Source organism: Plantimonas leprariae (assembly GCF_008802405.1).
Taxonomy (GTDB): Bacteria; Pseudomonadota; Alphaproteobacteria; order Rhizobiales; family Rhizobiaceae; genus Plantimonas; species Plantimonas leprariae.
On record NZ_VZDO01000003.1, the window covers coordinates 285,715 to 308,206 of the forward strand.

The 22,492-nt window shown below is 71.3% G+C and carries 23 protein-coding genes; 12 read left to right on the forward strand and 11 right to left on the reverse strand.

Annotation, left to right across the window (positions count from 1 at the left end; translation table 11 throughout):
• Window positions 1-16: 16 nt before the first annotated feature.
• The 4 genes from F6X38_RS05985 to hemC are packed head-to-tail and all read right to left on the reverse strand — an operon-like array spanning window position 17 to window position 4,987.
• A complete protein-coding gene (locus F6X38_RS05985) occupies window positions 17-1,558 on the reverse strand; it encodes a heme biosynthesis protein HemY (RefSeq protein WP_150968687.1) in 1,542 nt (513 codons plus the stop codon).
• On the reverse strand, window positions 1,558-3,285 hold the full coding sequence (locus F6X38_RS05990) for a COG4223 family protein (protein ID WP_150968688.1): 1,728 nt from the start codon (window positions 3,283-3,285) through the stop codon (window positions 1,558-1,560). Before F6X38_RS05990 ends, F6X38_RS05985 begins: the two co-directional genes overlap by 1 nt.
• Complete coding sequence (locus F6X38_RS05995) at window positions 3,282-4,037, reverse strand: uroporphyrinogen-III synthase (protein ID WP_150968689.1); 756 nt, start codon at window positions 4,035-4,037, stop codon at window positions 3,282-3,284. The genes F6X38_RS05990 and F6X38_RS05995 overlap by 4 nt, the downstream gene beginning before the upstream one ends.
• Window positions 4,034-4,987 (reverse strand): hydroxymethylbilane synthase, encoded by a 954-nt coding sequence (gene hemC, locus F6X38_RS06000; protein WP_150968690.1) that lies wholly within the window; start codon window positions 4,985-4,987, stop codon window positions 4,034-4,036. The genes F6X38_RS05995 and hemC overlap by 4 nt, the downstream gene beginning before the upstream one ends.
• 95 nt (window positions 4,988-5,082) lie before the next feature.
• On the opposite strand from hemC, the gene tsaD reads away from it, so the two are divergent.
• The 6 genes from tsaD to F6X38_RS06030 all read left to right on the forward strand — a co-directional run bounded on the left by tsaD (window position 5,083) and on the right by F6X38_RS06030 (window position 9,924).
• The gene (gene tsaD, locus F6X38_RS23850) at window positions 5,083-6,171 is read left to right on the forward strand and encodes a tRNA (adenosine(37)-N6)-threonylcarbamoyltransferase complex transferase subunit TsaD (protein WP_150968691.1); all 1,089 of its coding nucleotides are present in this window, start codon (window positions 5,083-5,085) and stop codon (window positions 6,169-6,171) included.
• Window positions 6,168-7,148: an NAD(P)H-dependent glycerol-3-phosphate dehydrogenase gene (locus F6X38_RS06010; protein WP_161992641.1), complete on the forward strand. Its 981-nt coding sequence runs from the start codon at window positions 6,168-6,170 to the stop codon at window positions 7,146-7,148. Before tsaD ends, F6X38_RS06010 begins: the two co-directional genes overlap by 4 nt.
• Window positions 7,149-7,205: 57 nt before the next feature.
• Window positions 7,206-7,499 (forward strand): YciI-like protein, encoded by a 294-nt coding sequence (locus F6X38_RS06015; RefSeq protein ID WP_150968693.1) that lies wholly within the window; start codon window positions 7,206-7,208, stop codon window positions 7,497-7,499.
• Window positions 7,496-7,927, forward strand: a complete 432-nt coding sequence (locus tag F6X38_RS06020) for an EVE domain-containing protein (protein ID WP_150968694.1) — start codon at window positions 7,496-7,498, stop codon at window positions 7,925-7,927. The genes F6X38_RS06015 and F6X38_RS06020 overlap by 4 nt, the downstream gene beginning before the upstream one ends.
• 70 nt (window positions 7,928-7,997) lie before the next feature.
• Window positions 7,998-8,213: a DUF3072 domain-containing protein gene (locus F6X38_RS06025; protein ID WP_150968695.1), complete on the forward strand. Its 216-nt coding sequence runs from the start codon at window positions 7,998-8,000 to the stop codon at window positions 8,211-8,213.
• Window positions 8,214-8,292: 79 nt separating this feature from the next.
• On the forward strand, window positions 8,293-9,924 hold the full coding sequence (locus tag F6X38_RS06030; protein ID WP_150968696.1) for a GGDEF domain-containing protein: 1,632 nt from the start codon (window positions 8,293-8,295) through the stop codon (window positions 9,922-9,924).
• On the opposite strand, the gene F6X38_RS06035 is transcribed toward F6X38_RS06030, so the two are convergent.
• Window positions 9,925-12,231, reverse strand: coding sequence for an FdhF/YdeP family oxidoreductase (locus F6X38_RS06035; protein WP_150968697.1), 2,307 nt, complete (start codon window positions 12,229-12,231; stop codon window positions 9,925-9,927).
• 67 nt (window positions 12,232-12,298) lie between these two features.
• Window positions 12,299-12,817: a L,D-transpeptidase family protein gene (locus F6X38_RS06040; RefSeq protein WP_150968698.1), complete on the reverse strand. Its 519-nt coding sequence runs from the start codon at window positions 12,815-12,817 to the stop codon at window positions 12,299-12,301.
• Window positions 12,818-12,954: 137 nt separating this feature from the next.
• Between F6X38_RS06040 and F6X38_RS06045 the strand changes: the two genes are divergently transcribed.
• The gene (locus F6X38_RS06045) at window positions 12,955-13,638 is read left to right on the forward strand and encodes a response regulator transcription factor (protein WP_150968699.1); all 684 of its coding nucleotides are present in this window, start codon (window positions 12,955-12,957) and stop codon (window positions 13,636-13,638) included.
• A gap of 205 nt (window positions 13,639-13,843) precedes the next feature.
• The gene (locus F6X38_RS06050) at window positions 13,844-14,299 is read left to right on the forward strand and encodes a cyclic nucleotide-binding domain-containing protein (RefSeq protein ID WP_150968700.1); all 456 of its coding nucleotides are present in this window, start codon (window positions 13,844-13,846) and stop codon (window positions 14,297-14,299) included.
• Between the two features lie 9 nt (window positions 14,300-14,308).
• On the opposite strand, the gene F6X38_RS06055 is transcribed toward F6X38_RS06050, so the two are convergent.
• A complete protein-coding gene (locus F6X38_RS06055; protein WP_150968701.1) occupies window positions 14,309-15,103 on the reverse strand; it encodes a helix-turn-helix transcriptional regulator in 795 nt (264 codons plus the stop codon).
• Between the two features lie 94 nt (window positions 15,104-15,197).
• On the opposite strand from F6X38_RS06055, the gene F6X38_RS06060 reads away from it, so the two are divergent.
• Both F6X38_RS06060 and F6X38_RS06065 read left to right on the forward strand, forming a co-directional pair.
• Complete coding sequence (locus tag F6X38_RS06060) at window positions 15,198-15,962, forward strand: class I SAM-dependent methyltransferase (RefSeq protein ID WP_150968702.1); 765 nt, start codon at window positions 15,198-15,200, stop codon at window positions 15,960-15,962.
• A gap of 120 nt (window positions 15,963-16,082) precedes the next feature.
• Window positions 16,083-16,766, forward strand: coding sequence for a YiaD family glycine zipper/OmpA-like lipoprotein (locus F6X38_RS06065; RefSeq protein ID WP_150968703.1), 684 nt, complete (start codon window positions 16,083-16,085; stop codon window positions 16,764-16,766).
• Between the two features lie 6 nt (window positions 16,767-16,772).
• On the opposite strand, the gene F6X38_RS06070 is transcribed toward F6X38_RS06065, so the two are convergent.
• A complete protein-coding gene (locus F6X38_RS06070; RefSeq protein WP_150968704.1) occupies window positions 16,773-17,849 on the reverse strand; it encodes a helix-turn-helix domain-containing protein in 1,077 nt (358 codons plus the stop codon).
• Window positions 17,850-18,011: 162 nt separating this feature from the next.
• On the opposite strand from F6X38_RS06070, the gene F6X38_RS06075 reads away from it, so the two are divergent.
• Window positions 18,012-18,740, forward strand: a complete 729-nt coding sequence (locus F6X38_RS06075) for a hypothetical protein (RefSeq protein WP_150968705.1) — start codon at window positions 18,012-18,014, stop codon at window positions 18,738-18,740.
• Window positions 18,741-18,749: 9 nt separating this feature from the next.
• On the opposite strand, the gene F6X38_RS06080 is transcribed toward F6X38_RS06075, so the two are convergent.
• Both F6X38_RS06080 and F6X38_RS06085 read right to left on the reverse strand, forming a co-directional pair.
• Window positions 18,750-19,553, reverse strand: coding sequence for an exodeoxyribonuclease III (locus F6X38_RS06080; RefSeq protein WP_150968706.1), 804 nt, complete (start codon window positions 19,551-19,553; stop codon window positions 18,750-18,752).
• A gap of 268 nt (window positions 19,554-19,821) precedes the next feature.
• Window positions 19,822-20,829: an NAD(P)-dependent oxidoreductase gene (locus F6X38_RS06085; RefSeq protein WP_150968707.1), complete on the reverse strand. Its 1,008-nt coding sequence runs from the start codon at window positions 20,827-20,829 to the stop codon at window positions 19,822-19,824.
• Between the two features lie 85 nt (window positions 20,830-20,914).
• Here F6X38_RS06085 and F6X38_RS06090 point away from each other — a divergent pair, with 85 nt between their 5' ends.
• Window positions 20,915-21,517, forward strand: coding sequence for a TetR/AcrR family transcriptional regulator (locus F6X38_RS06090; protein ID WP_202617939.1), 603 nt, complete (start codon window positions 20,915-20,917; stop codon window positions 21,515-21,517).
• A gap of 293 nt (window positions 21,518-21,810) precedes the next feature.
• On the opposite strand, the gene F6X38_RS06095 is transcribed toward F6X38_RS06090, so the two are convergent.
• Window positions 21,811-22,482 (reverse strand): class I SAM-dependent methyltransferase, encoded by a 672-nt coding sequence (locus F6X38_RS06095; protein WP_150968708.1) that lies wholly within the window; start codon window positions 22,480-22,482, stop codon window positions 21,811-21,813.
• Window positions 22,483-22,492: the final 10 nt, after the last annotated feature.

Consider the following 22,492-nt stretch of genomic DNA (forward strand, 5'->3'; position numbering starts at 1 on the left):
CTTTTGCCGCCGGCCGTCAGAACAGCCGGAGGCCGGACGACGACTGCCGGGCGGCCTCGTCGGGCGGGGGCGGCGGCCCGAACCCGGCCGCGTCGCCGCCGGCCGACACGGAGGTCGGGACCGCGGAATGCGGGCTGCCGTTGCCGCCGGACGCTGCCGCGGCATGCCGATCGGCCTCGCGAGGCTCCCCGGCCGGCTCGGAGCCTGACGCGATGCGCGCCGCGGCGCGGTTGCCGCGCTCGCCTTCGATCACCGCGCCGGAACCGTCGACATGGCGCGAGGGCACCTTCCACTCGAAGGCGTCGAGCTTGCCGGACACGGGCGACACCGGCGCCCAATCCTCGGCGACCACCCCGTCCGCCGTCCAGGCCGGGTCGCGGAGTGCGCGCACTGCGCGGCCCAGCCATTCGCGCACCGCGCCTTCCGAGCCGCCCTCCGCCTCCTCGATGTCGGCGAGGAGCAGGAACACGCTCTCGCGCGGTTCCTTCTCGCTAGCGGCCAACGCTTCCTCGCGCGCCAGCTTGAAGTCGCCGGCATCCAGCGCGGCATGGGCGAGGGCGATGCGCGATTCGACGTTGTTCGGCTGGATCTCGGCGAGCGCCCGGGCGCGTTTCATCCGGTCCGCCACCGAGTCGCCCGGCCGGGCGCGGACATAAGTCTCGGCGAGTGCCGGATGCGGCGACGTCTCCCAGGCCTTCTCCAGCACCTTTGAGCCCTTGCGCAGGTCCCCGAGGCGGAACAGCGCCTTCGCGGCTGCGACGGCGGCGGGCGTCAGCGAGGGCGCTAGCGACACGGCTTCCAGCGCGGCGCGGCGGGCTTCCCCAGGATCGCGCTCGACGAGCTCTTGCGCCTTGGCGGTGAGCAGCACGGCGCGCAGCCGCGCCGAATCCTTGCGGTCGACGAGCCGGGCGTCGCGCTGCGCGTCGAGGATCGCCAGCGCCCCGTCGTAGTCGCCCTGCGCCGTCTTCGCTTCCAGCACCGCGCCGCCCGCCCAGGGCACGTGCGGGGCGATGCGCGCGGCGCGCTCGGCGTAGTGGCGCGCCGCCGAAGGATCGCCGAGCCGCTCGGCTTCGAGGTAGAGCCCGCGCATGGCGAGAAGGCGCGTCTCCGGATCGCTCTCCATCGACTGGAACACGCCGCGCGCCCGCTCGTGATCGCCCTCGATCATCGCGGTCTGCGCGTCGAGAAAGCGGACCAGCGGTTCCTTCCGGGCGTCGATCAGCTTGGCGGCGCGCTTCGTCATCCGCCGCGCGAGGACGGCGTCGCCGGCCCCGGCCGCGACGATGCCGGCGGAGAGCGCCCGGTAGCCTTTCTCGCGCGAACGCGTCGTGAAGAAGCGCCCCACCCGGTCGGGCGCCTTGAAGAAGGCGCGCACCAGCCAGACCACGAAGCAGACCGCGGCGATCAGCGCGATCTCGGCCACCACGAACACCGTGACGCTGCCTTCGACGACGCTGCCGCCGAAATCGAGCGCGAAGGTGCCGGGATGATCCTGCAGCCAGGAGAAGCCGAGCGCGAGCGCGAGAACGATCAGGAGAAAGGAAAGGATGCGGAGCATCAGTTGGGATTCCCGATCGAGTTGACCGCGCCGTTCAACGCCTCGCCGATGACGCTCTCGCTGCGGGCGCGCGCTTCGACGCGGTCGCGGAAAGCCGTGGCGGCGTTCCGGCCCGCCTCCGGCAGCGCCTGCCAGCCGGCGAGCCAGCCGTCGAGGTCGCCCGCTTCCATCTTCGCGTCGAGCGTCGCGACGGCGGCATCCGTGCCGTCGCCGCCACCGCTGCCGCTCGCGGCCGATGCCGAGGGCCGGACCGCGACGAGCGAGTTGAAGCCGGAGAGGATCTGCGAGCCGACGCCGGCATTCGGATCGGCCGGATGCAGCGCGGCGAGCACGGCCGTCCGGGCGTCCGGCCAGTCGGCCTGCAGTGTCGCCAGGCTCGGCACGCCTGCGGCCGCATAGTTGCGCAACGAGTCCACGGCGGGCGACGGCCCGGCGGTCCGCGCGAAGGTCTCGAGCTCGGCCATGAACGGGCCGCCCCGGTCCACGGCGGCCTTCAGGTTGGCGGCCGAGACCGCCGTCGCGCCGCGCCGGCCGGCTTCCTCCACCGCGCCGATGCGGTTGCGGATGTCCTCGATGGCCGCGCCGTTGGTCTTCGCCGCTTCCATCGCGCCGTTGGCGGCCTGCTGGGCACCGTTCGCCGCCTGCTGCGCGACGTCCGCGGCCTGCTGCGCGGTGCCGGCGGCCTGCGCCGCGGTCTGCGCCGTCTGGCGCGCCTCGGCCGCCTGGGCACCCGCGCCGTCCGCCGCCTGCTTGGCCTGGTTCGCCGCGTCGCGCGCGCCGTTCGCGGTGTCGGTCGCGCCCTGGACGAGGCCCGGATCGATCGCCGGGGCCGCCGCGCCGCCGCTGCCCTGTTCCGTGCCGGAGGTCAGCGCGTTCAACCGCCCTTCCAACCCGTTGAAGCGGTCGGCGAGCGCCGCGAAGTCGGCCCCGCTCGGGCCGGGCGGTCCGCCAGCCCCGCCGGCCGAAAGGGTCGACTGGAGCTGACCGACGTCGGTGCGCACCGTGTTGAGGTCGGTCGCGAGCTGCTGCACGTCGCCCGAGCGCGCGAAGTCGCGGGTGAGTTCGGCCGTATCGACGCCGCGCGCCGCCGGCAGGACGCCGGCATATTGCAGGCCGCCGCCGATCAGGAGGGCCAGCACCGCGCCGAGGAGGCCGGCGCCGATCACCGTGCCGAGGCCGGCGCCCCCGCCGCCGGAGCCGTGCGGCGCGGTCTGGTGGTAGTCGTGCTCCGGCGGCGGCGGCACCGCCGCATGCGGCCCGTCGCTGCCGAGGATCGCCTCGGCGTCGAGCTCGTCGGCCGTGGCATCCCGGTCCGCCCGGCGCTCGGCGTCGGATACTTCGGGGGGCACGGCTTCGTCGGGCCGCGATCCGTCCGCCGCGAGGTTCGCGATCGCCGCATCGGCGTCCGGCTCGCGCACCGTTCCATCGGCCGCGGGCGGCGCGTTGCGGTCGCCGGGTTCCGGCTCACCGAGCGCCGCGATGCCGCTTTCCTCGACGGACGGCACGCCGGATTCGGCGCGCGAAATCGTGTCGTCCGGTCCCGCCGGCGCGACGCTCGCCTCGTCGGCGAGGCGGCTTTCCGGGTCGGCGGCGACGTCTTCCGGTTCGCCCTTGCCCGGCGCGTCGGCGGTCTGCGGCTCCAGCGGCTCGTTCTCGATGCGCTGGGCGGTCAGGTCGATCGTTTCCCCCGGCTTGCGGGGCCGCGATCGGCGCGGCGGCATGCTCATCCTGGCAGGTCCCGTGATTCTCCGGCCCGTGGGCCATCCGATGCGAAACTAGTCTGTTCGAGCCGGTCGAAAAGCGCCGGCATATCCCGGCAGAGGGAAATCGGGGCGGCCCCGCGAAGTTCCGCGGGCAGCGCTTCGGCGATCCGCTCCGACAGGCAAAGGAGTTGCGGCAGGGGGCGGAAGAGCCGCGGCTGCGCGCGAAAGAGCCGTGCGAAACCCTCCGCCTGGCTCCCGGACAGGAGCATGACGGCGTCCGGCGCGCGGCCCCCGAATGCCGCCTCGACCTGCCGCTCGGTCGGATGGAGCAGCCGCGTCTCGTAGGTTTCCCAGACGGCGAAGACGGTGCCGGCGCGCGCCAGCCCGTCCTCCAGCGCGGGGGTGCGCGTCCGTCCCAGCGCCAGCAGCACCGGCTGGCGGAGACGCGACGCCAGCGCGGCCGCCGGCCGGACGAGCGCCGCCGCTTCGCCGCTTCCCGCCTCGACACGCGCGAAACCCGCCGCCCGCAGCGCCGCTGCCGTTGCTTCGCCGACCGCGAGGAGCGGGCGCTGCGTTCCGGCGAAACCGCGGCGCAGCGCCGGGACGGCGTTGCGGCTGGTGACGCAGATGCAGGCGAAGTCGCCGGCCGGCGGCGGTTCGTCGAGCGCGACGATCTCCTGCACCGGGACGACGACCGCCGCATGGCCGCGCCGCTCCAGCTCGCGCACGGTTTCCCGCGCGGCTTCCGGATCGCGCAGGACGAGGACGCGCTTCACGGCCGCCGGCTATCGTCGGCCCAGCCGGCGAAGAAGTCCGGGCCGGCGGCCTGGAGGAGCCGTTGCCCCGCCTCCCGCCCCAGCGCTTCCGGCTCGGCGGGCGAACGCTCGAGCCGCGTCTCGTGCACGTGCCGGCCGTCCGGGGTCAGGATCATGCCGCGGAAGCGGAAGGTCTCGCCGTCGATCGCCGAATGCGCGGCGATCGGGGTGCGGCAGGAGCCGTCGAGCTCGGCGAGGAAGGCGCGCTCGGCCCGCAGCCGCAGATGCGTCTCGCGATGGTCGATCGCGGCGAGGAGCACGTCGGTGTCCCGGTCGCCGATCCGGCTTTCCACCGCGATCGCCCCCTGCCCCGGCGCCGGCGGGAAGTCCTCCTCCGTCAGGATCTCGGTCGCCTCGCCTTCCAGCGCGATGCGCTTCATCCCGGCGAGCGCGAGGAGCGTGCCGTCCACCGCACCGTCGCGGAGCTTCTGGAGCCGCGTCGTGAGGTTGCCGCGAAAGTTGATCACTTCGAGATCGGGCCGCATGCGCTTCAGGAGCGCCTGCCGGCGGAGCGACGCCGAGCCGACGACCGCGCCCTCCGGCAGATCGGCGATGCGCCGCACCTCCCGGCCGATGAAGGCGTCGCGCACGTCCTCGCGCGGCAGGAAGGCCGCGAGGTGCAGGCCGTTCGGAAGCTGGGTCGCGACGTCCTTCGCCGAATGGACGGCGAGGTCGATCCGCCCGTCGATCAGCGCCCCCTCGATCTCCAGCGTGAACAGGCCCTTGCCGCCGACCTCCGACAAGGGGCGATCCTGGATGCGGTCGCCGGCCGTGGTGATGACCTGGATCGCGAAATCGCCTTCGCCGAGCCCATGCGCCGCCATCAGCCGGGCGCGCAGCTCCGACGCCTGCGCCAGCGCGAGCCGGCTGCCGCGCGTGCCGATGCGGATGGGGCCGCCGCGTCCCGTCATTCGAAGTCCTCTGCCGCCGCTGTCCAGCCGATTCGGTAGCCTAAACCGTCGCGGATCGCTATCTCCGGGGCGAATTTGGCGAAAAGGGCGGCGCCTTGCGGGATTCCCTGATCCTCGGCATCGAGACGAGCTGCGACGAGACCGCGGCGGCCGTGGTGACCCGCGCGCCGGACGGGCGTCCCCTTATCCTTTCGAATGTCGTGTTCAGCCAGGTCGAGGAGCACGCGGCCTTCGGCGGCGTCGTGCCGGAGATCGCGGCGCGGGCACATGTCGAGGCGCTCGACGGCATCGTGGGGGCGGCGCTGATCGAGGCCGGCGTCGCGATCTGCGACCTTGCGGCGGTCGCCGCGACGAGCGGCCCCGGCCTCGTCGGTGCGCTGATCGTCGGGGCGATGACCGGCAAGGCGATCGCCGCCGCGAGCGGTCTGCCGTTCCTGGCGGTGAACCATCTGGAGGGCCACGCCCTCACCCCGCGCCTCACCGACGGCGTCGCGTATCCCTACCTGATGCTACTCGCCTCGGGCGGGCATACGCAGCTCATCCTCGTCAACGGCATCGGCGACTACCGGCGCTGGGGCACGACGATCGACGACGCGCTTGGCGAGGCCTTCGACAAGACCGCGAAGCTACTCGGGCTGCCGCATCCGGGCGGGCCGAACGTCGAGCGGATGGCGGCGGCGGGCGATCCGGCGCGCTTTCTCCTGCCGCGACCGATGCGGGGCGAGGCGCGGCTCGACTTCTCGTTCTCCGGCCTGAAGACGGCGGTCCGGCAGGCGGCGGAAGCCGCCGCGCCGATGCGCGAGCGCCACGTCGCCGACCTCTGCGCCTCGTTCCAGCTGGCCGCGGCGGAATCGGTGGCGGACCGGGTGAAGCGCGCCCTCGCCCGCTTCCGGACGGAGTTTCCGGCGCTGGTCGACCCGGTGCTGGCGGTGGCGGGCGGCGTCGCCGCGAACGGCGCGATCCGGGGCAAGCTCAAGGCCGAATGCGACAGGGCGGGCGTCCGGCTGGTCGCCCCGCCGCTGGCGCTCTGTTCCGACAACGCCGCGATGATCGCCCATGCCGGGCTGGAACGCTTCGAGGCGGGGCTGGTGGACGGGCTCGACGCGCCGGTCCGGCCACGCTGGCCGCTGGACGAGACCGCCGCGCCGCTGGTCGGCTTCGGCCGGCGCGGGGCGAAGGCGTGAGCCGCATCGCGGTGATCGGCGGGGGCGCCTGGGGCACGGCGCTGGCGGCGGCGGAGGCGCGCGCCGGACGCCCGACCGTGCTCTGGGCGCGGGACCCGGACGTCGCCGCGGCGATCCGTCGGACCGGCCGCAACGAGCGCTTCCTGCCCGGCATCGACCTGCCGGCCGGGCTCGGCGCCACTGCCGATCTCGCGGATGCCGTTCGGGACGCGACGCTGGCGCTAGTCGTGGTTCCGGCGCAGGCGCTGCGGGACGTCATGCCCGCGCTCGCCGGCGCGAGCGACGGCGGGACGCCGCTGGTGCTCTGCGCCAAGGGCATCGAGCGCGGCAGCGGCCTGTTTCCGAGCGCCGTCGCGGCCGAGTTCGTCGACATGGGGCGGCTCGCGACCCTGTCCGGTCCGAGCTTCGCGGCGGACGTGGCGCAGGGCCTCCCGACCGCGGTGACGCTCGCCGCCCGCGACGAGGCGCTCGCCGACGCGCTGGCGCGCCAGCTCTCCGCCGGCACCTTCCGCATCTACGCCTCGACCGACCTCGCCGGCGTCGAGGCGGGCGGCGCGCTGAAGAACGTCCTCGCCATCGCCGCCGGGATCGTCGCGGGCCGCGGCCTCGGGGCCTCCGCCGGGGCGGCGATCGTGACGCGCGGCCTCGCCGAGCTCCGGCGGCTGGGTCAGGCGCTCGGCGGCCGGCCGGAAACGCTCGCCGGCCTCAGCGGGCTCGGCGACCTCGTGCTCACCTGTTCCGGGCCGCAGTCGCGCAACTTCGCCTACGGACTCGCGCTCGGACGAGGCGAGGACCTGACGAAGCTGAAGCTGGCGGAAGGCGTCTTCTCGGCGGCGGTCGCGGCGGGTCTCGCCGACCGCCACGGGATCGACGCCCCGATCGTGGAGACGGTCGCCGCGATCCTCGCCGGGCAGACGACGATCGAGGCGGCGATCGAGGCGCTGCTTTCGCGGCCGCTGAAGCGCGAGGACGATTGAAACGCCGGAGCGCGATCGTTAACCGATGTTTCACGTGAAACATCGAATCGGACGCCCATGCTTTTCGCCATCCTCTGCGACGACCGCGACGGCGGGCTGGAAACGCGGCTCGCGACGCGTGCCGATCACCTCGCCTATCTGAAGAGCCTCGGGGCGAGCCTCCGCTTCGCCGGGCCGTTCCTCGGCGACGACGAAAAACCGGTCGGCAGCATGCTGGTGGTGGAGGCGGCGGACGAGGCCGGCGCGCGGGCGCTCGCCGATGCCGATCCCTATGCCAGGGCCGGGCTCTTCGCGAAGGTGGTGGTGCGGCGCTGGAACTGGACGGTCAACAACCCGGACGCCGCCGCGTGAACCACTGGCTGTTCAAGTCGGAGCCGGACTCCTGGTCCTGGGAGAAACAAAAGGCGAAAGGCGCGGCCGGGCAGGAATGGGACGGGGTGCGCAACTACCAGGCCCGCAACTTCATGCGGACCATGCAGGTCGGCGAGCGCGGCTTCTTCTACCATTCGAACGACGGCAAGGCGGTGGTCGGAATCGTCGAAGTCTCGGCCGCCTGCCATCCGGACTCGACCAGCGACGACCCGGCCTGGGAATGCGTCGATCTGCGCGCCCTCGCCGACATGCCGCGGCCGGTGACGCTGGACGCGATCAAAGCGGAGCCGGCCTGCCGCGACATGGTGCTGGTGAAGAATTCGCGCCTGTCGGTGCAGCCGGTCTCGCGGGCGGAGTTCGAGCACATCTGCCGGATGGGCGGCCTCGAGCCGGCGTCGGTCGGCTGATTCCGGGTCGCCGCGGGGAACCTTCACGCCGCCGGAACATTACCGGAACATCCGCACCAGGAGTGAACCGATGGACAATCCGAAGAATGTCGCGCCGTCGAACGCCGAGAAGGATCCGGCCGACTGGACCACCGGCGACGAGCCGATGACCGGCGCGCAGATGTCGTATCTGAAGACGCTCTGCGAGGAGACGGACACGAAGTTCGACGAGAAGCTGAGCAAGGCCGACGCCTCCAAGCTGATCGACGAGCTGCAGACGAAGAGCAAGCGGCTGAAATCGGCCTGAGCGTCGGCGGAGCAGGAACCTAACGCCGCGTTAAGATGGTGTGCGATAGGCTCGGTCCGACCTTTGTCCGGCCCGCGCCATGTTCGACGAAAACCGCTATCCCGCCGCCTTCCGGGGCCGGCTCACCGATGCCTGGGCTCATGCGTGCCGGGGCCGGCCGGCCGACTGCCTCGCCGATGCCGGGCGGGTGCTGGACGAGGCCGACGCGGCGGCGGACGTCCGCGCCGCCGCCTTCTCGCTCCAACAGATGGCTTGGGCCTGCTTCCAGCTCGGCGAGGTGGAAACGGGTCTCGCCCATGCACGGTCCGCCCGCCGGATCTGGCTGGGCGAGGCCGACGGTTCGGGCCTGATCTGGACACAGGCCATGGAGGCTTGGCTGCTGCTCGAATGCGGCATGTCGGAGCTCGCGAGCGAGAACGCGGTGAAGGCCTTCGCCAATGCCGGCGAGGCGGATGTCGCGACACGTGGCTTCGCCACCAACGTCCTCGGCGTGGTGCTTTGGTACTGCAAGCATCTCGATCGCGCGCGGGAACTCTGCGCCGAGGCGGTGACGCTGGCCCGCGGCCAAGGCGGCGGCGTCGTGCTCGGCTGGTGGCTGATCAATCTCGCCGGCGTCCATTCCGACATGGCGCTCGCGGCGGAAAAGCTGGGAAAAAGCGAGGAGAGCCAAGTCTTGCGCGAGCGGGCGCTCGCGATCAACGGCGAGGCGATCGCCGTGGCGGCGGCGGCGGGCGACGGCTGGTGCCTGCAGCTCGGCCTCTGCAACGGCGCCGAATACCTGACCGACGACGGGCGCGCCTGGGAAGCGCTGGAGCTGATCCGACGCTGCGAGGCGATGCCGAACGCGATCGGCGGCCGCTCGACCGCCCACCGCCTCTACACCAAGGCGCAAGTGCTGATGCGGTTCGGGCAGCTGGAGGAAGCGATGGCCGCCTGCGAGACCGTGCTGGCGATGGCCGAGCGCGCCGGCTCGACCGACACGAAGGCTTATGCGCTCCGTTACATGTCGGAGATCCACGAGCGGGCCGGCCGCTTCGAGGCCGCCCTCGCCCTGTTCAAGGAGTTCCACGAGACGAATTCCCGCCTCGCGGGCGAGCAGGCGCAGCGCCGCGCGCGCATCGCCGAGATCGTCTACGAGAACGGCCGCTTCCGCGAGATGATCGACGCGACGCAGCGCCAGCTCGACGACATGGTGCGCGTTTCACGGCTTGATCCGCTGACCGGCCTGCCCAACCGGCGTGGCTTCGACGAACTCATGGCACATCTGACCGAGGAGCGGGCACCGCATTCCCTCGCGATGGTCGACCTCGACCATTTTAAGCGGATCAACGACAGCTATTCGCATCTCGTCGGCGACGAGGTGCTGAAACGCGTCGCGGGCGCGCTCGCCGCTTGCTGCGGCGCGGACCATCATCCGGTCCGGCTCGGCGGCGAAGAGTTCGTGCTGGTGATCGGCACCGACCGGATCGCGGCGGCGCAGCGCTTCTGCGAAACGGTGCGGCGAACGATCGCCGAACTCGACTGGTCGGACGTCGAGCCGGGAATCCGGGTAACCGCGAGCATCGGTGTCGCCGCGACGATGCCGGGAGCCGAAACCACGGCGATCCTCGCGCAGGCGGACGCCCGGCTCTATGCCGCGAAGGCCGCCGGGCGGAACCGCGTCGTCTGGCTCGACGTCGCGCCGACGGCAGCGGCGACGGCCGTCGCCTGATCAGGCGCGGCGGATGATCTCCACGGGAATCGATTTCGCCGCCGGGGTGTGCGCCTTCTCGTCGTGGTGCCAGAGCGGCAGGAGCGGATTGAGTTCGGGATAGTAGCCGGCGACCGCGCCCTTCGGGATGGCGAATTCGTGCACGCGGTAATCCTCGACGCGCCGCTCGATCCCGTCGTCCGCATGGGTGCGAAGGTCGATGCGGTCGTCGTTCGCCAGATGCATCCGCGCCATGTCGTCCTTGTTCATCAGGATCACCATGCGCGTGCCTTTGATCCCCCTGAGGCGGTCGTCGTAGCCGTAGACCGTCGTGTTGAACTGGTCGTTGGAGCGGACCGTCAGGAGGTTCAGGATGGTCTTGCCGTCGACCTCGATGTCCGGGTTCACGTCGAGCCCGGTCGGCACGAGAAAGTTCGCCTTCTTGGTCTCGGTGTTCCATTCGCGCCGGCAGGCCGGCAGGTCGCGGTGGAAGCCGCCCGGCACGAGGAAGCGCTCGTTGAAGTCGTGGAAGTCCTCGTAGGTCCGGGCGAGCGCGTCGCGGATGCGGCTGTAGTCGTCCACCCATTCGTCCCACGGCACCGTCGAGCGGTCCGGCACCGTCGCCTTGGCGATTTCGGCGACGATCTTCGGCTCCGACAGGAGTTCGGGCGAGGCGGGTTTCCGCCAGCCGATCGAGCCGTGGATGCAGGCGGTCGAATCCTCCATCGAGACGTGCTGCGGCCCGCTGCGCTGCGTGTCCTCCTCGATCCGCCCGAGGCATGGGAGGAGGAACGTCACATCGCCTGGGAGCAGGTGGTTGCGGTTGAGCTTCGTCGCGATCTGGACGCTGAGCCGGAGCTTCATCCAGGCCGGCTCGATCAGCGCCGTTTCGGGCACCGCGCGCGAGAAATTGCCGCCGAGCGCGAGGAAGGCCTTCACCGTGCCGTCGAGGATGCCCCGGCAGGCCTCCACCGTGTTCATGCCCTTCTCGCGCGGCGGCTCGAACCTGTAGAACTCCTTGAACTTGTCGAGCGGCGCCAGTTCCGGCTTCTCGGTGATGCCGACGGTGCGCTGGCCCTGCACGTTCGAATGGCCGCGGATCGGCGAGATGCCGGCGCCGCGCCGGCCGATATTGCCGCGCATCAGGAGGAGGTTCACCAGCATCTGGACGTTCTGGGTGCCGTGCCGGTGCTGCGTCAGCCCCATGCCGTAGTTGCCGATCACCGCCTCCGCGCGGGCGTACTGCGCGCCGACGCGTTCGAGATCCGCGCGCGCGATACCGCTGATCCGCTCGATGTCGGCCCAGTCGGCGGCGCGGAGCCAGGCCTCGAACTCCGCGAAGCCGTGGCCGTGCTCGGCGATGAAGTCGACGTCGAGGACGCGCGCCGACCCTGCCGCCTTCGCGGCGTCGTCGAGATGGAGGACGTGCTTCGCCATGCCGGCCATCGCCGCGATGTCGCCGCCGGGGCGGATGGCGAAGTAGTCGCTCGACATCTTCACGCCCTCGTCGGGGCTCAGCATCTCGCGCGGCGACTGCGGGTCCTTGAAGCGCATCAGGCCTCGTTCGGGCAGCGGGTTGAAGGTCACCACCGGCACGCCGCGCAGCCGCGCGTCGTGGATCTGGTGCAGGAGGCGCGGCGAGTTGGTGCCGGTGTTCTGCCCGAAGAAGAACATCATGTCGCAGGCGTCGAAGTCGTCGAGCTGCACGGTCCCGACCGGCGAGCCGATCGACTTCGGCAGGCCGACCGAGGTCGACTCGTGGCACATGTTGGAGGAGTCCGGCAGGTTGTTGTTGCCGTAGATCCGGGCGAGCAACCCCCACATGTGCGAGGTTTCCAGCGCCGCGCGGCCGGAAGCGTAGAACACCACGGATTTCGGATCGAGCCCGGCGAGTTCCATGCCGATCTCGCGGAAGGCGTCCTCCCATTTCACCGGCACGTACTGGTCGAGCCCCTTGTCGTAGCGCATCGGCGTCGTGAGGCGGCCCTGCTTCTCCAGTTCGTGGTCGGTCCAGTCGCGGAGATCCGCCACCTTGTTCCGGGCGAAGAAGTCGCGGTCGGCGCGCTTCCTGGTGATCTCCCAGGCGGTCGCCTTCGCGCCGTTCTCGCAGAACTCGGCGAGGTGCGGCTCGGCCGGCTTCGCCCAGGCGCAGGAGACGCACATGTAGCCGTCCGCCTTGTTCTGCTTGGCGACCATCTTCTGCATCGTCTCGACCGAGAGACCCTCGGCGAGCGTCTTCTCCGTCACCGACTTCAGCGAGCCCCAGCCGCCGGACGGAGACGTGTAGGGCTTCACCGTCGGATGGTCGGTGATCTCGCTGCGCTTCATGGTCGGGGCCTCGGCCAAGCTGCTGGTTTGCGGAAACGGGAGGCCGCGGAGCCCCGTTCCGGCCCGGCTACCGAATGACGCGTAGCCGGCTGTTTCGCCGCAGCAGCGGCGCGAGGCGGACGACGTCGCGGGGATCGAGCGCGACGCAGCCGGCGGTCGGCTCGAAGCCTTCCTTCGCGACGTGGAGGAAGATCGCGCTTCCCAGTCCCCTCGCCCGCCGGCGGACGTTCCAGTCGAGCACGGCGACGAAATCGTAGAGCCGGTCGGCGCGCCGCATGGTCTCGGCGCTGGCGGGATGCGGCAGGCGGACGGCGCGGTTGTAGGCGGCGTGCGAAGGCGCGTCGCACCAGCCGTCGGTTGAACGGGAGAAGCGGACGGGCAGCGGCGTCCGCACGGCCCGCAGCCGGCCAGGTCGCCGCCAGGCGAAGAGGAAGGGCATCGACGCCACCGGCGTCGCGCCGTCGCCTTCGCGCTTGAAGACGCTGGTGCCGCTCCGCCCGAGCGCGACCGGCAGTCGCAGGGGGCCCGCCTGCAGGACGCCGCGCGTCGGCGACGAGGGCGAGCGGCGGACGAGAATGGTGCGCATGAACTATCCCAACGGCATGACGGGCGGAATTTCCGCCTTATTTCACCGTAAACCACCGACGTTCCCTTGAAAAAGCGCCGGATCGCAAGACCTTCAGATGCGGAACGGACATCGCGAGGCGAGGCAGGCACCGGTCAATGAGCGCGCGCAGCATCCTGATCGTCGACGACGACGACGACCTGAGGCAGACCCTCGCCGAGCAACTGTCGCTCCACGAGGAGTTCACGGTCTCGCAGGAGCCGACCGCCGCCAAGGGCATCGCTGCGGCGCGGGCCGGGCTCGTCGACCTCGTCTGCATGGATGTCGGCCTGCCCGACATGGACGGGCGCGAGGCGGTGAAGCTTCTCCGGAAATCCGGCTTCAAGGCGCCGATCATCATCCTCACCGGCCAGGACACCGATTCCGACACGATCCTCGGCCTCGAAGCCGGCGCCAACGACTACGTGACGAAGCCTTTCCGCTTCGCCGTGCTCCTCGCCCGCATCCGCGCGCAGCTCCGCCAGCACGAGCAAAGCGAGGACGCGACGTTCCAGGTGGGACCTTACGTTTTCAAGCCGAGCCAGAAGGTGCTGCTCGACGACCGCGGCTCGAAGATCCGGCTGACGGAGAAGGAAACGGCGATCATCCGCTACCTCTACCGCGCCGACCGGCGGGTGATCACTCGCGACGTGCTTCTGGAGGAGGTCTGGGGCTACAATTCCGGCGTGACGACGCACACGCTGGAAACGCACGTCTATCGCCTGCGCCAGAAGATCGAGCCGGACCCCGGCAACGCGCGGCTGATCGTGACCGAGGCCGGCGGCTACAAGCTGATGCCGTAGCCGCGACGCAGCCTGCTTGCCCGGGGCTGGACCGCCCCGCGCGCCGTCGCCCCGAGCGCATTTCCTCCGGCGGCGCTTGCCGTTATAGACTTTCGGCCGAGAATAAAGGATGCGCGGGTCCCGCCGCGCCGCATGGGGACGCGGCAAGGGGCACCGCGGGCGATGGGCGGCGCGTGCAGCCCGACGGGGGAGCGATCAACGCCGGATGAGCCTCGAAAGCGACATCGCGGTGCTCGCCAGCGTTCCCCTCTTCGCAGGCCTCGACGGCGACCAGCTCCGGCTCTTGGCCTTCGGCGCCGAGCACCGGCGGCTGCGGCGCGGCGAGACGCTGTTCCGCATGGCGGCCCGCTCGGACGCGGGCTTCGTGGTGGTGACGGGCGAGGTGGAGCTCCTGCGCCAGAAGGGCGAGACGCAAATCTCGGCGGGCGTCTACGGGCCGGGCACGCTGCTCGGCGAGTTCGCGCTCCTCACCGAAACGCGCCGGCCGGCGACCGCGGTCACGCGCACCGACTGCGACTTCATCCGCATCGCCCGGCCGCTGTTCCGCCGGATGCTGGAGGAATATCCGGAGATCGCACGGAAGCTGCACGAGCGGATCGCCGACGACCTCGCCCGGATGACCGCCGACATCCTGTCGCTCGAGGACGCGTTCCGCGGCTGACGTCTCGCCTCACGCGGGCAGAAGCATCACCAGCTTGAAGTCCGGCTCTTCGGCAGGCACCAGCGTCACCTGCCGAAAGGCGAGCTCGCCGCGCGTCGGATGCCGGAACCGCCGCTCGCCGCCTTCGCGGCCGAGCACGCGCTGTTCCTTCCACATCGCCGCGAAGTCCGGGCTGCTGGCGGCGAGCTCGGCGACAAGCGCGCCGGCGGCGCTGCCCTTTGCCGGCACGAAATCGGCCCGGAACTCCGCCGCGAGCCGCCGCGCCCGCTCGCTCCAGCCGACGATGAGATCCCTCGCCGCCGGATCGAGGAAGACGGTGCGCAGGAGGTTCGGACGCGCTTCCGCGTCGCCGTCGTCGAACCAGCCGGCGAACAGCGCCGCCGCCGGCGCGTTGTGGGCGCGGATGTCGAAGGCGCGGTCGAGGAGGTAGGCGGGCGCGGTGCACGCCTCCACCGCGTCGCGGAGCGCGGCGGAAGGCTCCTCGGCCGCCGGCCGGTCGCGGGCTGCGGGATCGGCCTTGGCCGCGAGCTCGAACAGGTGGGCGCGCTCCGCCCGCCCGAGCCGGAGCGCTTGCGCCAGCCGGGCCAGCGCGTGCGGCGAGGGCGACACGTCGCGCCCCTGCTCGATACGGGCGAACCAGACGGCGCTGATGCCCGCCAGATCCGCCAGCTCCTCGCGCCGGAGGCCCGGCGTCCGACGCCGCCGGCCGGCGGGCAGCCCGAGGCTTTCCGGCCGGATCGCCTCGCGCCGGATCTTCAGGAACTCGCCGAGCTGGCGGCGGCGCGACGATTCGGCCTCGAGCATGACAGGTCTTATACCCGGATAAACGCTGGCCTTGTCCCTATTTCCGGCGCGTGCGACGCAACGGGCCGCCCGAGACGGGCGAGGAGAAACGACGATGAGCGGGACCCATTCCACCCTGGTCGACCGGCAGTTCGGCGCGCAGGCCGAAGCCTATGTCGCGAGCGCCGTCCACGCCGCCGGCGAAGACCTCGACTGGCTGGCAGCACATCTCGCGACGCTCCGACCCGTGCGGCTCCTCGACCTCGGCTGCGGCGGCGGCCACGTCGCCTACCGCGCGGCGGCGCATGCCGGCGAGGTCACGGCCGCGGACCTTTCCGACGCGATGCTGGCGGCGGTGCAGCGGGAAGCGGCGGCGCGCGGCCTCGGCAACATCCTCACTCAGCAAGCGCGGGCCGAGGCGCTGCCCTTCCCGGACGGCACGTTCGACGCCGTCGCGACGCGCTTCTCGGCGCATCACTGGAGCGATGCGGCGGCGGGGCTCCGGGAAGCGGCCCGCGTCCTCGCGCCGGGCGGCATGCTCTTCGCGATGGACGCGATCTCGCCGGGCCCGCCCCTCCTCGACACGCACCTCCAGGCGGTGGAGGCGCTGCGCGACCCGAGCCACGTGCGCGACTATTCGGCCGCCGAATGGCTTCGGATGCTGGCCGCGGCCGGCTTCGCCGTGCAGGAGGTCCGCACCTGCCGGCTCCGGATGGAGTTCGCGAGCTGGACGGCGCGGATGCGGACGCCCGATGCCGCGCAGGCCGCGATCCGCTACCTGCAGGACGCGCTGCCGGAAGCCGCGCGCCGGCAGATGGAGGTCGAGGCGGACGGCTCGTTCATGCTCCCGACCCTCCGCATCGCGGCGGCGAAGGCGTAGCGCGCCGGCAACAGGGGCGCGGCGATCGACGGGTTAACCGCCCGTCAACCACATTCGGTCACGGTTCGCGGAAACATCGCCGTGCATCCGCCGCACCCCGTTTCGAACCCCGGACCGTCCATGCACCACCGTCGCCTCGTTCCCGCCGCCCTCGCTCTCGCGCTTCTCGCCACGGGCTGCACCACGAACCCCTATACGGGCGAATCGCAGCTCTCGAACACCGCCGGCGGGGCCGGCATCGGCGCGGCGCTGGGGGCCGGCACCGGCTACCTGATCGGCCGCTCGACCGGCCTCGGCGCCACGACCTCGACGCTCGTCGGGGCCGGGGTCGGCGCGCTCGCCGGCGGCGGCATCGGCGCCTACATGGACAACCAGGAGGCGGAACTCCGCCGCCAGCTCCAGGGCACCGGCGTCTCGGTGACGCGCCAAGGCGACCGCATCGTCCTGAACATGCCTTCCAACATCACCTTCCCGACCGACGGCGACCGCATCCGCCCGGACTTCTACCCGGTGCTGGACTCGGTCGGCATCGTGCTTCGCAAGTACAACAACTCCGTGGTGGAGGTCGCCGGCAACACCGACAGCCAGGGCTCCGACAGCTACAACCAGGGCCTCAGCGAGCGTCGGGCGCAGGCGGTGGCGGACTACCTGACGGACCAGGGCATCCGCGAGGGCCGGCTCGACGTGGTGGGATACGGCGAAACGCGGCCCGTCGCGGAGAACACCAGCGAGGCGGGCCGCGCCGAGAACCGCCGTGTCGAGGTGACGATCATCCCGACGCCGCGCAACGGCACGCCGCTCTGAGGATCGTCATCGGGGCAGCGCATCGGCGGGCGGACGCTCGTCGAGCGCCGGCGCGGGGTGCCGCGCCTTCCGCCATGCGGTCGGGCTGGCACCGGTGACCCGCAGGAACTCGCGATTGAAGTTCGACTTGCTCAAGAAACCCGCCTCGAACATCACCTTCGTGACAGGATCGCCGGTCGATGCCAGGCGTTGGCACGCCTCTCCGATCCGGAAGCCGTTGACGTATTGCGACACGCTGGTGCCGTGGACGCGGTTGACCGCGGCGGAAACGCGGCGGGCCGGCAGCGCCAGCCGGCGGGCGATCCGGCTGAGGTTCAGTTCCGGATCGGCGTAGAACCGCCGCTCCGCCATCAGCCGGTCGAGCCGCACCGCGACGGCACGGTCCGCCTCGCTCGGGGCCATCGAGGTTTCGGGAACATCCGCGGCCGGCTCCTCGCCCGCGCCGCCGACGCGCACGGACGAAGCGGCGAAGGCGAGGACGAGCAGCGCCACGACGTTCGCGGCCGCGACGAGCGCGCCGGAATGGACGCCGCCGAACAGACCGTAGTCGAGGCTGATCAGGACGTCGGTCGCGGCCGAGGCGAGGATCGCCGCCGCCGTCACCTGCAGGGCGCGGAACGAGCGCAGCGCTCCGTCGAGCCGCGCCAGCGCCAGCGCATCCGGCCCCTCGAGCGCCAGCTTCGCCAGCGCGCCGCCGTAGCCGAGGAACACGAGGATGATCGCCGGCGCCACCACCTCGCGCCAGCCGAGCACCTGGAGCGCGGCGACCGCGACGGCCGGCACGGCATGGAGTGCGAGGCGAACCTTGGAACGCCTCGCCGCCTCGCCCGCCAGCCCCGAGAACGACAGGTAGGCCAGCGCGGCGATCACGGTCGCCAGCACCGACTGCGCGGGCAGGACGGCGCGCATGTCGTAGCCCCAGCGAAGCCCGATCAGCACCGAGCCGAGCGCGTAGGCCCCGACCAGCGCGACGAACGGCGCGTCGTGCGGGCCGAAACCGTCTTCGCCCCGCTCGCGCAGCATCCGCAGCATGACGACGGCGAGGAGCGCGGTGACGACGAAGGGTAACGGCACGAGGGGCATGGCGCGGCGGTCCGAAGACGAGCGGGTCCGCCCCGTTCTGCCCCGGATCGCGATCCGAGGCGACCCGGAACGCGATCCGGGACGCCGCGAGCGGTCGGTCCGAGGCATCCGGAGTGGCGGTGCCGGCCGACGACGAGCCGGCCCGCTTTTCAGGAGGCTTCGATGCGCAGGACCGCCCTTCTCATCCCGATGCTGCTGTTCCCGCTGGTTCCCGGCTGCGGGGCCCTTGCCGAACCGGCGGGGGATGCGGCGCGCACGCTCGACACCGCCGGCGTCGAACGGGTCGTCGTCACCGGCGAGGCCAGCCGCTTGACTCTCACCAGCGACCCGGCGCGGCCGCTCCGCGCCGAACTCGGGGCCACGCGCGCCGGCGGGCTGTCGCGCTGGCTCGCCGGCTGGTCGTCGACGTGGTTCGCCGACGACTGCGCGGCGACGGGCACGATGCGCCGGGACGGGGCTCGGCTGCTGGTCGACGTGCCGGACGCGTTCGGCCTGTCGCGCTGCGAGGTGCGGCTGACCGCCAACCTGCCTGCCGGCACCGCCCTCGACATCCGGCAACACGCGGTGCTGGCCGTGCTCGGCGGCGATTTCGCCTCGGTCGCGGTCGAGGCCGACGCAGCGGACGTCTCGCTCGACGGCAGCAGCCGCGCCGTCGCGCTGAAGGCCAGGGCGATGCGTGCCCGCCTCGATTTCCAGGCGGTCGCCGGCGCGGAATCGGTGTCGCTCGAGGCGAAGGCGCTCGACGCGGCGCTCCGTTTCGACGGCGCGCCGCCGATCAGCTACACGGTGGACGCGAAGGCCTCGTTCGTCGACAGCGCGCTGCCCGACGCGCCGAACGCCCGGCCCACCGTGAGGATCAAGGGCGATTTCGTGCGCGCGACGATTCGTTGAGCGGGGGCGTCAGAGGTCGAGCGTCACCGAGACGGGGACGTGGTCGCTCGGCCGCTCCCAGCCGCGCGCCTCCTTCAGGACGTGGTGCCCGGTCAGCAGCGGCACGAGGTCGTTCGAGCCCCAGACATGGTCGAGCCGCCGGCCCTTGTCGGCGGCGCGCCAGTCGGCGGAGCGATAGCTCCACCAGGTGTAGAGCTTCTCCTCCATCGGCACGCGCGCCCGGACGAGATCGGCCCAGCCGCCGTCCTGCATGGCGAGGAGCAGCCCTTCCGTCTCGACCGGCGTGTGCGAGACGATCTTGAGGAGTTGGCGGTGCGACCAGACGTCGGTCTCGTAGGGGGCGATGTTGAGGTCGCCGACGAGGATCGCCGAGGTCTCGGCTTCCGCGAAGCTCGTCACGCGCCGCATCTCCTCGATGAAGTCGAGCTTGTGGCGGAACTTGTCGTTCGCCGCCGGGTCCGGCTCGTCGCCGCCGGCAGGGACGTAGAAATTGTGGATGCGGATGCGCTTCCCTCCCGCCTCCACCAGCACCGACAGGTGCCGGGCGTGCTCGATGCCGCAGAACACCTGCCGCACCTCGCCGGCAAGCGGCCGTTTCGAGAGCGTCGCGACGCCGTGATAGCCCTTCTGTCCGTAGACCGCGACGTGCGCGTAGCCGAGCGCCCGGAAGGCATCGGCCGGGAAGAGTTCGTCGGGGCATTTCGTTTCCTGCAGGCACAGGACGTCCGGCGCGTGCTCGGTGAGGTAGCGCTCCACGATGCCCTGCCGGAGGCGCACGGAGTTGATGTTCCAAGTGGCGACGGTGAAGGGCATGGGGCGCGGGTCCGGCGGGATGGCGGCCGTCTTATGGGGGCGGCCGGCACGGCACGCAAGGCGACCACCCGACGAGCATCCCGTCGCACCGTCCGATACCGGGTGCGGGCGCCTTGTGGGAAGCGGTCGGTCCGCTTCCTGGAGCGTTCTTGCAGGATTCTGCCATTTGCTGGATTGCAGCAAACTGTCCGGCAAACGACCAAGTTGCGGCACAATGTGCCGTGTCGAAGTCTGCGTCGAGGGTTTGCGGACCGCGGGCGGGTACAAGCTATGCGGGATCGAGCCGGACGAGATCGCCGCCCTCGCTGCGCAGCCGAGACAGATAGGCGGCATGGTCGAGCACCTGATAGGGGAAATACAGTCCGGCAGGTGTCGGTGGCGCTCCGTCCAATCCGGCCAAACGCTCCAGGATCATGCTGACGCCGATCGCCGTCAGTGGCGCTGCGCCGCCGGGATGAAAGACCGCGTGCCGCGTTCGCAGCGGGCTTCCGTGGCGATCGACGCCCTCCAATCGGATGATGATCTCCGTTGACTTCGCTCCGCCGCGACGGCGGGTCGAACTGAGGCCGGTCGCGATATCGAACCGCACGTTCCCCGCACCGGTCTCCGCGGCAAGGCCCGTCACGTCGATGGAGGAGAAGCCGGATGCGACCATGTCGGTACCGTCGATCGCGGGGAAGGTTGTCCTGGCGTCGTCGCCTTGACGCCATACCCACGCCCCTTTGCGCCGCGCGAGCGCCGCGGGCATCATTCTCGACAGCCGCTCGAAATCCTCCGCAACCGCCGGTCCACCGGTATCCTGCCCATCGACTAGGGCGCCGATCGCGATGTCGTCGACGCGCTCGAATGCCGCCACCGCGGCGAGCGTCGCGACCGTGGTCGCACCGACCAGCCATTCATAGCCCAGGACGATGGCGGCGCTTGCCGGCTTGTGCATGAAGGTCGCGATCTCGGGCGCGATCTCGTAGACGCCCGACGATATGCCGAGATGGGGAATGCCGCGCGCATGGGCAAAGCGCAGGCTGGCAAGACGGGCGTCGCCGTAAAGGACGGCCACGGCGCCGACCGATCGCTTCCCGAGCCCGAGGTCGTCGGCTGTCGGATCGATCGCAACGCCCTCAGCGTGTCCGATCTCGCGCGCCGCCGCTTCCGCCTTGACGAGGTCGCGGCCGCCGATGAGCAACGGCTGTTCGGGGTGCCCGGCGCGCAGGGCTTTGGCCGTGAGCGTGCCGATCGCCCCCGAACCGCCCATCAGCAGAATGGCGTGGTTGGGCATTGGATATCCTCCACTCGCGTGTAATAAGCTACTTATGGTAGGTTATGCGGTGACCTACCATAAGTAGGTTTGCAACGGAGAAGCGATGCGTCCCGAAGAACGCGACCGGACCGCGGCGCCCCAGCGCCGGCTGCCGAAGGCAGACCGGCGACGTCAGTTGCTCGCCACGGCGCTCGCGATCGTGCGCGACGAGGGTGCGGATCGTTTGACGCTCGGTCAGCTCGCCGTGCGGGCGAAGATCTCGAAGCCTGTCGTATACGACCACTTCCAGACGCGATCGGCGCTGCTGATTGCGCTCTACGAATGGATCGACGCCGAACGGATTCGTGCCTTCCGCGACGCGATGGCCGTTGGCGAGCGCACGCGAGAGGAAACGATCGGCTTGCTGGCTTCGGCCTATCTTCGCTGCGCATCAGACATGACCGGCGAGTTCCACGTCGTCGGCGCGGCCTTGGCAGGAAGCGATCAGAAGGCGATCTATCAGACGCTTCTGGATCGGTCGGTTGAGATGTTCGTCGCCGTGCTCGAACCGTTCGACACGTTTCCGGATCGGGAACTGGAGCGACGCTGCATCGGGCTTGTCGGATCCGGCGAGGCCTTGTCGGCAGCGATGGTTCGCGGGCTGCTGGGCGACGCGGACGCCATCACCGTATACGCGTCGTTGATCGCAGGAGGCTTGGCGCCGTAGATCGGCGCGAGGCATCGGCTGCCGCCAAGCCCCCGTGCGCCGGCCGCTCCGTCAATCGGATGCCGGGCGAGACCAGGGGCGACGGAGCAGGCCGCAAACGCGCTCTGATCGCGAAGTAGGCGTTCCCGTCGGCTGTTCGCTGCCCAGGACGTCCAGAACGGCTTGCGACCGATGACGTGCGGGGTTGTCGCCAAACCTCGGCGCGACCGGTTCGGGGAGGCCGGTAAACGTCCTCCAACGCTTCGGAAGGATCGAAACCTAGCGGAAAGCGAGCCTGGTTCGGGCCGGCACGGTCACCCCCGCCAGCACCAGACGCTGGTGTGCTTGATCTCGGCGTCTTCCAGCGCGCGTGTCACCGGCACCTCGTAGGTGGCGAGGTGTTCCAGCCTACTTTTCGGCAGGTAGGCGCGGCCGGGATCGCCGACGAGGACGGTCCGCCCCTCGCCCGCCAGCCGCGCGAGCCAGGGCGCGACCGTCGTCGCCATGCCACGGTCGAAGAACACGTCGCCGGCGAGCACCACCTCCGCCCCGATCCCGGTGCCGACGAGGTCCGCGACGAGGACGCCGAGCGCGACGCCGTTCAGTTCGGCGTTCAGCCGCATCGCCTCGCCCGCGAAGGGATCGACGTCGACCGCGAGCACGTGGGCCGCGCCCGCCATCGCCGCGGCGCAGGCCACGAGGCCGGAGCCGGAGGCGAAATCCAGGACCTCCGCGCCAAGGACGGTTTCGGGATGGTCGAGGACGTAGCGCGCCAGCGCCTGGCCGCCCGCCCAAGCGAAGGCCCAGAACGGCGGCTCGATGCCGATCGCGGCGAGTTCCTCCTCCGTCCGCAGCCAGAGGTCGTGCGCCTCGTCGGCCTGATGGAGGCGGATTTCCGGCACGTGGGGAACGGGCAGCACCGCCGTCTGAGCGAGGACGAAGGCGCGGGCGCGCGCGGCGTCGAAGCTCGCGCCGGGCGCGTCCACCCGCCGTTCG